8 protein-coding genes are annotated in these 16,847 nt (G+C 41.1%); all 8 read left to right on the forward strand.

Annotated features, from left to right (window positions below):
* Positions 1 to 331 precede the first annotated feature (331 nt).
* On the forward strand, positions 332 to 2,647 hold the full coding sequence (locus CLV32_RS19815) for an NADP-dependent malic enzyme (RefSeq protein ID WP_133558706.1): 2,316 nt from the start codon (positions 332 to 334) through the stop codon (positions 2,645 to 2,647).
* A gap of 1 nt (position 2,648) precedes the next feature.
* Complete coding sequence (ruvA, locus tag CLV32_RS19820) at positions 2,649 to 3,233, forward strand: Holliday junction branch migration protein RuvA (protein WP_133558707.1); 585 nt, start codon at positions 2,649 to 2,651, stop codon at positions 3,231 to 3,233.
* 12 nt (positions 3,234 to 3,245) lie between these two features.
* A complete protein-coding gene (gene sov / locus CLV32_RS19825; RefSeq protein WP_133558708.1) occupies positions 3,246 to 10,421 on the forward strand; it encodes a T9SS outer membrane translocon Sov/SprA in 7,176 nt (2,391 codons plus the stop codon).
* Between the two features lie 54 nt (positions 10,422 to 10,475).
* On the forward strand, positions 10,476 to 10,856 hold the full coding sequence (gcvH, locus tag CLV32_RS19830; RefSeq protein WP_133558709.1) for a glycine cleavage system protein GcvH: 381 nt from the start codon (positions 10,476 to 10,478) through the stop codon (positions 10,854 to 10,856).
* 3 nt (positions 10,857 to 10,859) lie between these two features.
* Positions 10,860 to 11,264, forward strand: coding sequence for a VanZ family protein (locus CLV32_RS19835; RefSeq protein ID WP_133558710.1), 405 nt, complete (start codon positions 10,860 to 10,862; stop codon positions 11,262 to 11,264).
* 272 nt (positions 11,265 to 11,536) lie between these two features.
* Complete coding sequence (locus CLV32_RS19840; protein ID WP_133558711.1) at positions 11,537 to 14,350, forward strand: outer membrane beta-barrel family protein; 2,814 nt, start codon at positions 11,537 to 11,539, stop codon at positions 14,348 to 14,350.
* A 147-nt stretch (positions 14,351 to 14,497) separates the two neighbouring features.
* The gene (locus CLV32_RS19845) at positions 14,498 to 14,713 is read left to right on the forward strand and encodes a FeoA family protein (protein ID WP_133558712.1); all 216 of its coding nucleotides are present in this window, start codon (positions 14,498 to 14,500) and stop codon (positions 14,711 to 14,713) included.
* Positions 14,714 to 14,717: 4 nt separating this feature from the next.
* Entirely contained in the window at positions 14,718 to 16,832 is a 2,115-nt protein-coding gene (gene feoB, locus CLV32_RS19850; protein ID WP_133558713.1) for a ferrous iron transport protein B, read from the forward strand.
* Positions 16,833 to 16,847: the final 15 nt, after the last annotated feature.

The following is a 16,847-nucleotide window of genomic DNA, read 5'->3' on the forward strand; positions in this document are numbered from 1 at the left end:
CAGAGAAGTTAAGCCCACCAGAGCCGATGGTACTGCGGTAACACGTGGGAGAGTAGGTCGGTGCCAAATCTTAAAGAGACCCTGTAGTGAAAACTACAGGGTTTTCTTGTTTTATAACATTTCTAGGTTTCTTAGGATTTGTAAGTACAAAGAGTTCTTTACCCATCCCAAAACGGCTTGTATGCTAATCCAAAATGTCTCTGTCAATTTATGTTTGTTCATTTTTGTTCATTCTCTTACAAGCCTTGTTTAATAGGCAGATAATCTGTTATTTTATTGTAGTGGTCATTAAAAGAATCGTAACTTTGAACTTTTTATAAATGACACTTTTATGAGTAAAACTAATAGGAAACAAGACGCTTTAGATTATCATTCTCAGGGGAGACCTGGTAAAATTCAGGTTGTACCAACAAAACCGACAGCTTCTCAGAGAGATTTAACACTTGCCTATTCACCAGGCGTGGCCGAGCCATGTCTGCGTATTGCCGATAATACAGAAGATGTATATAAATACACTGCCAAAGGTAATCTTGTAGCTGTAATCAGTAACGGTACTGCAGTTCTTGGTCTTGGCGACATTGGTCCTGAAGCCAGTAAGCCTGTAATGGAAGGTAAAGGATTACTATTTAAGATATTCGCTGATATCGATGTGTTCGATCTGGAATTGGATACCAAGAACATTGACGACTTTGTTAAGATTGTGAAATCTCTGGAGCCTACTTTTGGTGGTGTCAACCTGGAAGATATCAAAGCACCTGAGTGTTTTGAAATTGAAAGGCGTTTGAAAGAAGAGATGAACATCCCGGTTATGCATGATGACCAGCATGGTACAGCAATCATCTCTGCAGCGGCATTATTGAATGCCTGCGAACTGCAAAAGAAAAAAATGGACAAGATCAAGATCGTAGTGAACGGGGCAGGTGCTGCAGCAATTTCATGCACACGTCTGTACGTTTCTCTTGGCGCCAAAAAAGAAAATATCGTGATGTGTGACAGGACTGGTGTAATCCAGGACAGCAGACCAAACCTTGATGCTATTAAAGCTGAGTTTGCCACATCAAGAAAAATAAATACACTGGAAGAGGCGATGAAAGATTCTGATGTTTTCATTGGTCTTTCTTCTGCAGATACAGTTACGGTGGAGATGTTGAAGTCTATGGCAAAAAATCCTATTGTTTTTGCTATGGCTAACCCAAATCCGGAGATTGCTTATGAGCTTGCAATCAGCTCACGTAAGGATTTGATTATGGCGACTGGTCGTTCTGATTATCCTAATCAGGTTAATAATGTATTGGGTTTCCCATACATCTTTAGGGGAGCACTTGATGTACGGGCTACAGCAATCAATGAGCCGATGAAAATTGCAGCAGTAAGGGCTATCGCTGAATTGGCGAAGAAAACCGTTCCTGAAGCGGTAAATTTGGCTTACAATGAAAAGAATATCAAGTTTGGTAAGGAATATATCATTCCTAAGCCAATGGATCTTCGTTTGTTAACGAACGTATCGGCGGCAGTGGCCAAAGCAGCTATAGAATCTGGCGTAGCAAGAAAAGTGATTCAGGATTGGGATGCCTATGCTGAAGAGCTTAAAGGTAGATTGGGTGGTGAGGATGCAATCATGCGTGCTATTACCAATAAAGCCAAATCTGATCCTAAACGTGTGGTTTTTGCTGAGGCAGATAATTATAAGATCTTGAAGGCTGCTCAGATTGTCAAGGATGAAAATATCGCTATTCCAATTTTGTTAGGGAACAAAGCAGCTATTCAACAAATCATCGAGGAAAGCGCACTTGACCTGGAAGGGGTAACGATCATTGATCCCTTCCTGGAACCTGAGCGTATGCAGAAATATGCTGAATCTTTATATCAGAAAAGACAACGTAAGGGCGTAACGCTTTTTGAAGCTACCAAGCTTTTACGTGACAGGAATTACTTTGGTGCATCGATGGTTGAATTTGGTGAGGCTGATGCGATGATTTCTGGTCTTACCAAAAACTATGCGACTACTATTAAGCCAGCCTTACAGATTATCGGTACAGAAGCGGATGTAAACCGTGTTGCCGGAATGTACATGATGATGACAAAGAAAGGGCCGGTATTTTTCGGAGATACTACAGTAAATGTAGATCCTACGATGAATGAATTGGTAGATCTGACTTTACTTTTGGATCGTTCGGTACGCAAATTCAACATCACGCCACGTATTGCAATGTTGTCTTATTCGAATTTTGGTTCTAACGAAGGCATTATTCCTGATAAAGTTAAAGGAGCTGTCAAGATTTTGCATGAACAACATCCGGATGTACTGGTAGATGGAGAGATGCAAGGAAACTTTGCCATCAACAATGCCTTGTTAAAAGATAATTTTCCGTTTAGCAGATTGGCTGACGCACCGGCAAATACCCTGGTATTCCCGAACTTGGAATCAGGAAATATTGCCTATAAATTATTACAGGAACTTGGCGAGGCCGAGGCAGTAGGTCCTATTTTATTAGGTCTTAAAAAACCCGTACATATTGTACAATTAGGTAGCTCGGTTAGAGAGATTGTAAATATGGTGACTATCGCTGTGCTTGATGTGCAGGTAAAGCAGCAGGAAGCCACTGCTAAAAAAGGCGGATTGTTAAAAAGAGTAGCAAAGAAATAAGATGTTTGATTATATTGATGGTAAATTAACTTTTAAATGTCCGGCTTATATTGTGGTAGAAGCCGGAGGCGTAGGTTATCACGTCAATATATCATTAAACACTTACAGTCTTTTAGCAAATACAGAAAGGTGTAAAGTTTATGTGTGGTTACATGTAAAGGAAGATGCACATACACTGTATGGCTTTGCTGACGAGGGGGAGCGAAGATTATTTCTTCACTTGATCTCTGTTTCAGGAATAGGTCCGAATACAGGTAGAATGATGCTTTCTTCGATTACACCTAATGAAATACAAAGTGCCATCGTAAATGCAGACTTGACATTGATCCAGAGGATTAAGGGTATTGGTGCCAAGTCTGCGCAACGATTGGTTTTAGAATTACAGGATAAATTAAAGAAGGAAGGTACAGGCTCACTCATTTCTGCGCCTTTAAATAATACAGTACGTGAAGAATCCCTTTCTGCGCTGATGATGCTTGGCTTTGCCAAGGCACCTGCAGAGAAAGCGATAGATCAGGCAGTAAAAGTCGGTGGCCCGGAGTTGACTGTTGAACAAATGATAAAAATGGCCCTTAAGAGTTTATAATATTTTTTGCCTTTGAGAAAGACTTCTACCTTAATCATTATTCTCGTTGGTTTATTTTTTTGGCAGGGCGCTTTTTCGCAGGTAAGGCCACCCGTTAGAACAGGAACCGACACGGTCAGAAATACCTTTGGTGTTCAGGAGAAATCGCGCTTGAACCTGGGCAATGGCAACAACAGTTTTGCCCCTGTTCCTAATTCTGTAAAACGGGAGGTGGAGTATGATGCCGCCAACAAACAATACATTATCAGGGAAAGAATTGGAGGACGTTATCTGACAGCTCCGCAATATCTGAGCATCGCGGAGTATCAGCGACTGATTAACAGTGAGATTAAACGAGAGAACTGGCGCTCTTTTTCGAATTCCGAAGTAGAGGATTATAGGAAGACAGGCATTATCCCACCGATCCAGATTAATAGCAGATCTTTTGAGCGGCTCTTTGGCGGTACAACCATTGATATCCAGCCAAGGGGCGAGGCTGAACTTACTTTTTTAGGTAGGGTAAATAAGAACGAGAATCCGTTATTTAATGAGCGTCAGCGTGTTCAGAGTAATTTTGATTTTAATCAGCGTATCCAGATGGATGTTATTGGTAACATCGGAACTAAGCTTAAAATCAATATGAACTACAATACTGAAGCTCAGTTTGATTTTGAGAACCAGATTAAACTAGACTATACAGGTGGGGAGGATGACATCATCAAGAAAATTGAGGCAGGTAATGTAACGTTTCCCTTAAATACAACGTTAATTAATGGTACCCAAGCCCTGTTCGGTTTAAAAACACAGCTCCAGTTTGGAAAGCTAAGTGTGATGTCTGTTTTTAGTCAGCAGAAATCTCAATCCAAACAAATATCCATTAACAATGGGGCACAGCAAAATGAATTTCGCCTGAGTGCAGATAGCTATGAAGCAAACAAGCACTACTTCCTGGCACAGTATTTTAGGAACAATTACAATAAGAACTTAATTAATCCGCCGACTTTAAACTCTGGAATTAACATTACTAAAATAGAAGTCTGGATTACCAACAAAACTGGAAATACCACTGATTCTCGTGATGTTTTGGGTTTGATTGATCTGGGTGAGAACGCACCTTATAACACGGCTCAGGTATTGGGCGGGGCTGGTTTTTCAGCACTCCCGGCGGGTTTTACTTCTACACAGTTCCCTCGGCAGTCCAATGATCTCTTATCGAAACTGCCGGCTGATGCGCGACAGACCAATTCAAACGGGATCATCTCTTTTTTCCAGGCCAATGGGGCTACAGACAACTTCGCGAAGTTGACCTATGCACGGAAATTATCTGATAGGGAGTATAATTACCATCCACAGTTAGGATATATCTCTTTAAATAATGCACTGAATTCTGATGAGGTTCTTGCTGTAGCCTATCGTTATACCTATAACGGTGTGGAGTATCAGGTAGGTGAGTTTTCTACAGATGTTTCATTTGATCAGGCGTCGCCAAAAGTACTTTTCGCAAAGTTGCTTAAGAACGAGACGACAAAAACGAATCTGCCAACCTGGGACCTGATGATGAAAAACATCTATTCCATAGGCGGATACCAGATTTCTCCACAGAACTTTAAACTTGACATTTTCAGGATTGATGATAATTCCGGTATAGAACGTCCTTTGATTTCTGAAGGGCAGAATACACAGAATAAGTTATGGATCAATCTGACGGGATTAGATAGGCTGAATCAACAGAATGAGCGTAAGCCGGACGGGATTTTTGACTTTGAAGCTGAGGACAAACCTTTCACAATAGCTCCGGATCCTGGGAACACTATTGGAAGTATTGGCGGTACTGCGACGACTGGAAATTCATCAAATGCCGGATTGTCGGCGTTCTCTACCAATACACATAGTGGATACATCACGATTGACCCGCTGAATGGCAGAGTAATTTTTCCTGTGATAGAGCCATTTGGTAAAGATCTGGCTTCGCAGTTTACGCCAACAGAACAGACGCTGATAGATAAATACACATTTACAGCTTTGTATGACTCTACCCAGGTTGTGGCAAGACAGTTGTTTACCAAGCAGAACAGGTATGTTATTAAGGGTTCTTATCAATCTGAGATCTCTTCCGAGTTTAGTTTAAACTCCATCAATGTTCCTGTTGGGTCGGTTAAGGTTTTTGCAGGTACGATACCCTTGCAGGAAGGATCTGATTTCACGGTAGACTATCAGGGTGGAAGGGTGAAAATCCTGAATACCGGAATTCTTACATCTGGACAAGCTATTAAAATCAGCACAGAAAACAATGAGTTGTTCGGTTTACAGCAACGTTCTTTATTTGGAACACGGTTTGACTACCGGGTAAACAACAAGCTGAATCTAGGTGGGACTTTCATGAACCTATCAGAAAAACCACTTACGGCAAAAGTGAATATTGGCGAGGAACCGATCAATAACACCATGTGGGGTATGGACCTGAACTATAGTTCGGCATCCAGGTTCCTGACACGTATGGTGGATAAGCTGCCACTTATATCTACAAAGGTACCTTCAAGCATTGCTTTCTCCGGAGAGTTTGCGCAGTTGATCCCTGGTCACCCTAAAGCATTAAATGCTGATGGTAGTACTGGTGGTACGAGTTACCTGGATGACTTTGAGGCATCACGATCGGTGATCGACTTGAAGAGTGCTATCGCATGGCAATTGTCGGGAACACCACAAATGTTTTCTGAATCACAGCTGACCGATAACCTTGCCTATGGTTATAACCGCGCGAGGATTGCTTTTTATAATATCGATCCTACATTTTACAACAGAGGTGCGTCAGCAATTCCTGATTATTTAAAGAACGACAGGAACGCTTTGTCTAACCACTACGTGCGTGAAATTATAGAGCAGGAAGTTTTTCCTTTCAAAGAAACCGCAACCGGGCAGTCGATCACATTGCCTACGCTAGATGTCGCCTTTTACCCAAATATCCGCGGACCATACAACTATGTAACATCGGGATTCGGTGCTGATGGAAAATTGAATAACCCACGTTCGCGCTGGGGAGGACTATTCCGGAAAATTGAGACCAATGATTTTCAGGCACTGAATATAGAATATCTTGAACTGTGGGTGATGGATCCTAATATTTATAAACCGGGAAATTCAAATGCAGGAGACTTATATTTCAATTTAGGAAATATCTCTGAAGACATTTTAAAAGACGGGCGTAAATCGTTGGAAAACGGATTACCAACAGATGGCGACCGGAGTAAATTTGATGAGACAAGCTGGGGCAGAGTACCAAAGTTGCAGCCAGTAGTGCAGGCATTTGATAATAATCCGGATGCCAGACGTTTACAAGATGTTGGTCTGGATGGTCTGTCTGATGCTGATGAGCGTGCAAAGTTCGCCTCAGTCTTGAATCTGATCAAGGCACAATTAAATCCCGACGCCGCATTGGCCTTGGAAAATGACCCCTCTTCAGATAATTATTCTTATTTCCGTGGCCCGGCGCTGGACCAGGCTCGTGCAGGAATCCTACAACGTTATCAAAGTTATAACGGTACTGAGGGTAACTCTAAAACCGCCCAGCAGTCTCTTGCAGATCTCGGTCTGGAGAACTCTGCTTCGACTTCATTGCCTGACGGTGAGGATATCAACAGGGATAACAACATGACCCAGTCTGACGAATATTTTCAGTACCGCATTTCTATGCGTGCGGGAGATCTGGAAGTAGGTAAAAAATATGTAACTGATAAAGTTGTCTCGCCAGTGAAATTGGCAAATGGACAGACACAGAATGTTACCTGGTACCAGATTCGAATTCCTCTGGCAGAATATGATCAAAAATATGGGAACATTCAGGATTTTAAATCTATCCGTTTCATCAGGATGTTTATGACCAATTTTGCCGATACAGCAATTTTGAGATTTGCGAAGATTCAACTTGTCCGTGGCGAATGGCGTCAATATAACGCAACCAATGACCCTGCGCAGATTATTGTTGACCCATCACTGGCGCTCGCCGGAGCGGATAACTCAACACTTGAAGTGGCTACAGTAAACATTGAAGAGAATGGTAAAAGAACACCTATTCCTTATGTAATTCCTCCAGGTATTGTGCGTGAACGTGACTATAGCAACTACAGAGGAGACACCCGCCAGAACGAACAGTCACTATCATTAATCGTTAAGAATTTAAGAGATGGTTATGGCAGGGCGGCATTTAAAACAGGGACAAATGACTTCAGGTCGTACAAGCGCTTGGAAATGTATATTCACCTTGAGGCCTTACAAAATAGCGTGCTTAACGATAATGACCTGAGTGGGTTTTTACGAATTGGAACAGACAATCAGGATAACTATTACGAGTATACTCAGCCTCTTATTGTGACGCAGCCAAATACAAGTGATCCTTATGCCATCTGGCCTGATCGAAATAAGATGGATATTGATCTGGAGCTCTTCCAGAAAGCGAAGATCGCACGTAACAATGCGAAACTGGTTAACGGACAATCCTGGCCCGTAAATATTCCTTTTGAATATACGGATGGGCAGAATACGATTACCGTAAAAGGACAACCGGATATGAGTAAAGTGCGACTCTATATGCTTGGTATTAAAAACCCAAGACGTACTACTTCCCGGTCTGACGACGGGCTGGATAAGAGTGCGCAGATCTGGTTTAATGAGTTGCGCTTAACAGAATTTGATGAGCGTGGTGGCTGGGCAGCAACAGCACGGATGAGCGCTAAGTTGGCAGACTTCGCTGATGTGAATGTTTCAGGAAGCAAGTCGACCATAGGCTTTGGCTCTCTGGAAAAAAGAGTAAGTGAGCGCAACCGTGCCGACAATGTTTTCTTTGATGTGTCATCAAACATAGAACTTGGTAAATTATTACCAAAGAAAAGTGGGATTAAGGTACCGATGTTTGTGAGTTACTCTACACAGGTAAGCACACCTCAGTACAACCCAATGACGCCTGATATTGAACTTAAGAACGCTTTGGAAGGAGCAACAAAAGCTGAGAAAAAGGCGATCCTGAATTACTCTCAGGACTACACAACAAGAAACAGTATTAACTTTACAAACGTCCATAAAGAGCGCGATCCTGAGAAAAAGGCTAAACTATGGGATATAGAAAATTTGAATGCCAGTTATGCATACACGAAATTCTATCACAGGGATTTCATTAACGAAAACAACATCCAGCAAACGTATAGAGGATCGTTGGAATATAGGTATGCGGCACAGGCGAGAAGCTATCAGCCATTTGATAAGATTGTAAAAAACAATATGCTGGCCTTAATCAGGGATATTAATTTTACCCTGATGCCGAGCGCCATTAATTTCAGGATAGATGTAGACCGTTATTATTCTGAGAACAGCTTGCGCAACAATGATCCGGGTAATTCTATTCCTGTAAATACGACTTTCAACAAGAACTTCCTGATCACACGTGTCTATGGTATTTCCTGGAATCTCACCCGTTCGCTGACACTGGATTTTGACGCCACAAACTATTCTATTATTGATGAACCTGAGGGTAGAATCAACGGATTGAAGACTGACACAGTTTGGCAAAATCTTAAGCGACTAGGGCGGACAACAGATTATAACCATAACTTAAATGTGACTTATAATCTGCCCTTAAATAAGATTCCGGGTTTGGACTGGGTTACCGTGGCTACGCGTTATGGAACCAATTTTAACTGGCAAACGGAGCCTTTATCGACCTTGCGTGATCCCAATATCAATCTCGGGAATACAATCCAGAACTCCAGGAATATTCAGATCAACCCGACGTTGAATCTAACGAGTTTATACAGCAAGGTAGGCTTTATCCGACGAATGAATAGTAAGACGAAAGACCGGGGAGCGAGTGGATTTTTTGTAGATCTATTGACAAGTATCAAAAGTGTGAACGGTGCTTTTACGCAAACCAAGGGAACATTCTTGCCAGGATATCTACCTAAGACGAATTACTTCGGTATTGAGAATGCTACGGGGGCACCGGGACTTGGGTTCGTTTTTGGAAGTCAGCGTGACATTCGCCAGATGGCGCTGAATAATGGCTGGATTACACTAGACACTTTGCAGTCGCAATTGTACATTAATACGCTGCGTGAGGATCTTAGTATGACAAGTATAGTTGAGCCGATCCGCGATCTGAGGATCACTTTATCTGCCAATAGAAACAGGACATTAAACTATTCGACAAACTTCAGGTACGATAGATCTTCGGAGAGCTTTGAAAATTTCAGCCCGTACACTACCGGTGATTATAACATTTCTTTTATCGCTCTGCGTACCGCATTCTCTGATAAGACTGGAAGTACATTGTCTAGTGTTTACAACAAATTCATGTCTAACAGGGCTGCCATATCTCAGCGTTTAGGAGCTTCAAATCCAAATTCCAGAGGTGGAGCAGATGGATTTGCGGATGGATACAATAAGAATGCCCAAGATGTTATTGTTGGTGCTTTCCTGGCGGCTTATAGCGGTAAGGATGCATCGTCAGTCAATTTGAGAACCTTTCCTAAAATCCCTTTGCCAAACTGGAGGATCAATTATAGTGGATTATCCAAACTGGCATTTATTCAGGAGAACTTTAAATCTATCGATTTGCGCCATGGTTACCGCTCTACATATAGCGTAAACGGATTCAATACTTTGCAGCAATATCAGGAAACTGGCGGCTCCGTATCGAGCAGGGATAACAACAACAACTTCCTGCCTTATTACCAATATTCACAGGTTACCATTTCCGAGCAGTTTGCCCCATTGATCGGAATAGATACACGTTTCAAAAACAACCTGACTGCGAATTTCGAATTTAATAAAAACAGGTTGTTGGGTCTAAGTTTGTCTAACTCGCAGCTGGCACAGCTTTCAGAAAACAATATGGTTTTTGGATTGGGATATCGAACCAATAAATTCAGGTTCCCATTCGGGCTGTTTAAGCAGGTAAGAATGGATAATAACATGGATTTTAAACTTGATGTAGCTGTTAGAGATAACAAAACTGTGATCTACCGGGCAGATGTAACAGAAGCAGAAGTATCATCAGGAGCAAAAAATATTTCATTGAGGCCAACGGTAGATTACATCTTGAACCAAAGGTTTAATATTAAGCTGTTTTATGATTCGAGTATCACTAAACCTTATACCTCGCAGAGCTTTAACACTTCATTTGCCAATTTTGGATTTAGTTTAAGGGTTACACTGAATTAACGTTGGTATAAAGGGCTAGAATATTTATCTTTGGTGCAATCAAAACAAATCACAATGAACTTTCCATCAGAAGTAAAATACACAAAAGACCACGAGTGGGTTAGAGTTGAAGGTAACGAAGCATATGTAGGTATTACCGATTTCGCACAACGCGAGCTTGGGGATATCGTATATATTGACATCAACACGGTTGGTGAAGAGGTGAAAAAAGATGATGTGTTTGGAACAGTTGAGGCTGTTAAAACTGTTTCTGATCTTTTTATGCCGGTTACAGGAACTATCCTTGAGGTCAACACTGCACTGAATGACAGTCCGGAGTTAGTAAATTCTGATCCTTTTGGCGAAGGCTGGATGGTTAAGGTTACTTTAGCTGATGTTGCTACTGTTGAAGAACTATTGGACGCAGATGCTTATAAAGCTTTGGTAGGTGCCTAATTCATGAAGTTTATAAAGGAATTGAGATACCAGGGCTGGGCTATCGCCTGGACCGTATTTATTTTAATACTTTGTTGCATAAAAATGCCAGCGTCTGAAGGACCTGGCTTTTTTTTCGAAGGTTTTGATAAAATGACCCATTTGGGTTTTTTCTATGTGCTTAGCGTTCTGCTGTTTTACGGCAGGATTAATTCCAGTCGGAGCTACAGTTTCCGAAATTTAACAATACTAAAGATCATTGTTTTTACTGCGGGTGTTGGTGGGGCTATTGAATTTCTGCAATATGCATTTTTCCCATATAGATCTGCAGAATGGTGGGACTTTGCCTGCGACATGATTGGTGTGGGGATGGGCATATTCAGCTATATTTTACTGCATAAAACAGCTTACAATGAAAAAAAATATTAAACTTTATTTCTTTTTGCTTCTGCTTACTGCGCTAAGTTCTTGTGGAGTCTTTAAACCAGGATGCCACTGTCCTAAAGTAAGTTACCAGGGATATACTCATTCTGAGGACGTTAATTCCTAATTATATTTTTATTTTTTTATGGCCAGTTTAAGTGCATGTAACGATAAAGTTAGTTGTATTTAAATTGTTACCCATTATTTGACACCCCTTAACAAACTATTAGGCATTCCCGTAGTCTATTAGGGGTAAGTACACAACATTTAAATTAAATATGAAGACTCTTATTAAATCGATACCCTTGTTTTTACTGCTTTTGGCAGGGTATTTTGCGAATGCTCAAACGAAGAATGGCTCTGTTACAGGCAGGGTAATCAATGCAAAAGATAAATCCATTCTGGATTATGCTTCAGTATCAGTCAAAAACTTGAGAGATTCGAGTATGGCAGGATCCAGCAATACCAATCAGAGTGGTGTATTTACGATATCAGGATTGGCTCCTGGAACTTATCGTTTATATGTTGCATACCTGGGTTTAAAAACCATCAATAAAGATTTTACTGTAACTGCGGCTGCTCCAAAAGTAAACATGGGTGATGTAGCACTTGCTGATGGCGGGGTTGACCTCCAGACAGTGGAGATTAAAGGTGAAGCGCCTCCGGTAACAGTAAAGAAAGATACGCTTGAGTTTAACGCAAGCTCTTTTAAAGTAAGAGAGAATGCAGTAGTAGAAGATGTATTGAAAAAGCTTCCAGGTGTTGAAGTTGCTAAGGATGGATCTATCAAAGCGCAAGGTGAGACGATCACTAAAATCCGGGTGGATGGTAAAGAATTCTTCGGAAGTGATCCTTTATTGGCTACAAAAAATTTACCTGCTGATATGATTGACAAAATTCAAGTTATCGATCAGTTATCAGATCAGTCACAATTTACTGGCGTTGACGATGGAAACAGAGAAAAAATCATCAATATCACGACTAGAAAAGATAAAAAGAATGGTTACTTCGGTAATACCAGTGCGGGATACGGTACGGACGATAAATATGATGTAAACCTGAACGTCAACAAATTTAACGGTGAGCAGCAGATCTCTTTGATCGGGCAGTTTAACAATGTAAATAAACAAAGCTTTGGCGGTGGTGTAGGCGGCGGCGGTGGCGGCGGTCGCGGTGGAATCTCTTTTGGTGGTAACACACCGCAACAAGGTATAACAACTACTAATGCTGCTGGATTAAACTATTCTAATGTATACAAAAGCGGTACCCAATTTAATGCAAGTTACTTCTTTAACAAAACGTCGTTATTTAACGATCAGAATAGTTTAAGACAAAATTTATTGGGCGGCGGACAAAGCACAACGTTTGCTGATGCTTTTAATAGTACTACAGACAAGGTTAACCACAGAATTAACTTCTTGTTGGATACTAAAATCGATTCATTAACTTCAATCAGGATCCAACCTAACTTTAGCTATACAACAACAGATCTTGATAAGGACGATGCGTTTACCAATTCGCTTCCAAATTCAGTGACTGTGGGTACTCAGCAATTGAATACAAAGTCGACATCTCCCGTATTGTCTGATAATTTATTGATCAGAAGAAAATTCCTAAGAAGAGGCAGAAGTTTGTCTTTAAACATCAATACGAACTTGAACAACAGTACTTCTGATAACTACAATAATATTGTCAACAATATCACTGTTGCTAATGCAGGGGTTTCGCAGGAAACTACAAACCAGTTCAACGATCAGAGTTCAAAATCTTTTGGAAACACTTCAAGATTGGTGTATACTGAGCCCTTATCGAAGACTTTAAGTTTGGAATTAAACTATGAGAACAGATATAACCATGATAATTCGGAAAGATTTACCTATAACTTCAATCCGGTTACGTCGAGATATGACCTCATTGATAACACCTACACAAATACTTATGAGAATACTACGCTGACTAATGCTGTAGGTTTCAGTTTCAATAAAACAGCAAAAAAATACGTGTTAAATCTTGGTCTTGCTGTACAGAATACGGATCGTGAAAACGACAACCTTACCACTGGAAATGTTTTCAATCAAAATTTCACCAACCTTACACCAACTGCTCAGTTCAGATACACATTTAGTAACAGCAAGCGCTTAAGGATTAATTACCGTGGTACAACACAACAACCATCTATTTCTCAGATTCAGCCGGTTCCTGATAACTCAAGCACACAAACTATCGCTTTGGGAAATCCTGACCTTAGACCTTCATTTTCAAACAACCTGAGTATATTTTATAATAACTTCGATTTTGCACATTTCCGTTCATTATTCTTGTTTGCTAACTTAACACAGACTTCTAACGCGTTTGGAAATAGCCAGGCAACAATCCTCGATCAAACAAGTGATAACTATGGTAAAATAGCTGTAACACCTGTTAACGTAGGTGGTGTGTATTCTGGTAATGCTTTTGCAAGTTTAGGTTTGCCAATTATCAAAGAAAATAAGTTGAATATCAACATTACCCTGGGAAGTAATTACGCCAGAGGTGTCAACTTTACTACAAACACGAGCAATGTTAGCGTTAAGAACATTACAAACGATTTCAGCTTTACAAACGGTTATAAATTTGTTGCTGGTCTAGATAAGTTTGACCTTACAGCGGGTATAAACGGATCGTTAAACAGAGCGACTTATTCTGCTAACCCAGGTCAAAATACTACGTATTACGTTTTGAATCCGACTGCAGATGTTGGTTACCTTTTCCCTGGAAACATTCGTTTAGCTGCAGATGTTAACTACTATCAGAATACTGGTCGTGCGGAAGGATTCAATACAAAATATACGCTATTGAATTCTTATATCAGCAGACAGTTCTTTAAAAACAAAGGCACATTCAAGTTTTCTGTTAATGACTTGTTGAACCAGAATCAAGGTACAACAACAACAAGTGCGAACAACACGATTACCAACTTAAACTACAACGTACTGAAAAGGTACTTCCTGTTCTCGTTTACTTACTCATTGGGTAACATGATGAGCGGCAGAGGTAACCAACAAGGTATGGGCATGCCAGGTGGCATGGGCGGTGGACGTCCAAGAAACTAAATCTCATTCATTATACTACAAAAAGCCACATCGTGTGGCTTTTTGTGTTTTACAAGCGGGATGTAAATTTATCCATTGCTTCCGTTTAATCGGATCGTTATTTGGATTTATTATAGATTAAGGCTAAATTGCCGACTAATTCATGATATGAAACTGTCACAGCTTAATCCGGGAGAACAAGGTACCATAGTCGCATTTACAGATTTGGACATGTCCGTTAAATTAATGGAGATGGGATGTCTTCCCGGGGAGATTGTAGAGGTTGAGCGCCTGGCTCCACTTGGAGATCCAATGGCCATCCGCGTTGCGGGATATCAGCTTTGTTTGCGCAAGAACGAGGCATCGATGATTATAATTGAGTAATAATTTGGCTTCCACTATTAAAATTGCCCTTGTTGGTAATCCAAATACGGGAAAATCAACCTTATTCAACCTATTAACCGGGTTGAATCAAAAGATAGGAAACTTTCCAGGGATTACAGTAGATAAAAAAATCGGATACAGTAAACTCGGAGGTGATAAGCTTGCCGAGATTATTGACCTTCCAGGAACCTATAGTCTTTACCCGAAGAGCAGGGATGAGCGCGTTGTTTTTCAGGTTCTGGCGGATAAGACCAATGCAAGTTATCCTGATCTGATGGTTGTTGTGGTTGATGCCACAAACATGCGCAGAAACCTGCTTTTATACACACAGGTTGCTGATCTGGGTATCCCGATAGTGCTGGCCTTAAACATGACCGATATGGCCATGAAAGAGGGGATCAATGTAAACGTTGATAAGCTTGCCGAACGATTAGGTGTTCAGGTTGTGGCGATTTCTGCACGTAGTAATAAGGGGATTGATGCGCTCAAGCGGGCTTTACTGAATACATCTATCGCAACGCAGGTGCCTGGGGCAGATATGCTTGCATTGGCGCCAGAAGCAATTGCCAAATCTAAAGCCTTGCTGGGCACAGATGAGGATTATTATGCGCTTCAGATTTTGCACCAGCATGCGCATCTGGATTTATATTCTACAGAACAACATCAGGCATTTGCCGACATCAAGGCAGAACACGGTTTTGAATCTTCCAAACTGCAAGCCGCTGAAACGATTAGCAGATATCGTTATTTGGGCAGTATACTCAGCGGAGTTATTGTTGATACGGGTGCATTAAGGAAATTTGCCTTTAGCGATAAACTGGATCGCATATTAACAAACAAGTTCTCCGGGTTTCTTATTTTCTTCCTGATTCTCTTTTTCGTTTTCAATTCCATCTTCAGCTGGTCGGCATACCCGATGGAGCTCATTGAAAATGGTTTTGTTTGGTTAACCGAGCAAGGGCACGCCCATCTGCCGGATGGCGTACTTACCAATCTTTTTCTGGATGGAGTAGTGGCCGGTCTGGGAGGCATTGTTATTTTTATTCCACAGATTGCTATTTTATTTGCTTTTATATCGATCCTCGAGGACACGGGGTATATGGCGCGGGTTACCTTCATGATGGATAAGATCATGCGCAAATTTGGTCTTAGTGGTAAGTCAGTTGTACCAATGATTGGCAGTCTGGCTTGCGCTGTTCCTTCTATTATGAGTGCCCGGAATATCGAAAGCTGGAAGGATAGGATCATTACAATTATGGTTGTGCCTTTGGTAAGTTGTTCTGCACGATTGCCTGTTTATACTTTGCTGATATCATTAATCATTCCTGAAAAAATGATTTTTGGATTTATCAACCTGCAGGGATTAACGTTGATGGGTATGTATGTAATCAGTATCCTTGCCGCCATCATTGTTGCTTTCGTAATGAAACTGATCATTAAGGCAAAAGAAAAATCCTATTTCATCATGGAGCTTCCAGTGTACCGGATGCCGCGTTGGAGTAACGTACTCTTTACCATGTATGAGAAATCTAAAACCTTTGTGCTTGAAGCGGGAAAGGTAATTATCGCTATTTCCATTATTCTATGGGTATTGGCGAGTTACGGTCCGCCAAAGCGTTTTAACGAAATTGACAAGAAATATGCGCTTATAGAGGCCAAAAAAGATAGCACAGCAATTAGTACACTGGAGCGTGATAAAGCGGCTGAGCGTCTTGAAAATTCGTACGCAGGCGTTATTGGTCATGCAATAGAACCTGTGATCAGACCACTTGGCTTTGACTGGAAAATTGGTATTGCGCTGGTGACTTCATTTGCTGCGCGGGAGGCCTTTGTAGGAACGATGGCCACGATTTATAGTGTAGATAATGGCGATGAGCAGGTTGGCACTATTCGAAATAAAATGGCTGCAGCTAAAAATGCTGATACCGGACTTCCGGTTTTCACTTTTGCAACTGGGTTATCACTGATGTTATTTTATGCTTTCGCCATGCAATGTATGAGTACTGTAGCGGTTGTATTCAGGGAAACAAAATCCTGGAAATGGCCGGTTATTCAGCTGCTCTACATGACTGGGATGGCTTACGTGGCCAGCCTCATTGCATTTCAGCTTTTAAAGTAATTTAGGTAACTTAGT

The sequence above is a fragment of the Pedobacter duraquae genome, from assembly GCF_004362245.1.
In the GTDB taxonomy this organism is placed as follows: domain Bacteria; phylum Bacteroidota; class Bacteroidia; order Sphingobacteriales; family Sphingobacteriaceae; genus Pedobacter; species Pedobacter duraquae.

What these genes read in the sequence shown, in the direction of transcription:
- CLV32_RS19815 (WP_133558706.1), top strand. Translation starts at nt 332, where the DNA reads ATGAGTAAAACTAATAGGAAACAAGACGCTTTAGATTATCATTCTCAG.
- ruvA (WP_133558707.1), top strand. Translation starts at nt 2,649, where the DNA reads ATGTTTGATTATATTGATGGTAAATTAACTTTTAAATGTCCGGCTTAT.
- gcvH (WP_133558709.1), top strand. Translation starts at nt 10,476, where the DNA reads ATGAACTTTCCATCAGAAGTAAAATACACAAAAGACCACGAGTGGGTT.
- CLV32_RS19835 (WP_133558710.1), top strand. Translation starts at nt 10,860, where the DNA reads ATGAAGTTTATAAAGGAATTGAGATACCAGGGCTGGGCTATCGCCTGG.
- CLV32_RS19840 (WP_133558711.1), top strand. Translation starts at nt 11,537, where the DNA reads ATGAAGACTCTTATTAAATCGATACCCTTGTTTTTACTGCTTTTGGCA.
- CLV32_RS19845 (WP_133558712.1), top strand. Translation starts at nt 14,498, where the DNA reads ATGAAACTGTCACAGCTTAATCCGGGAGAACAAGGTACCATAGTCGCA.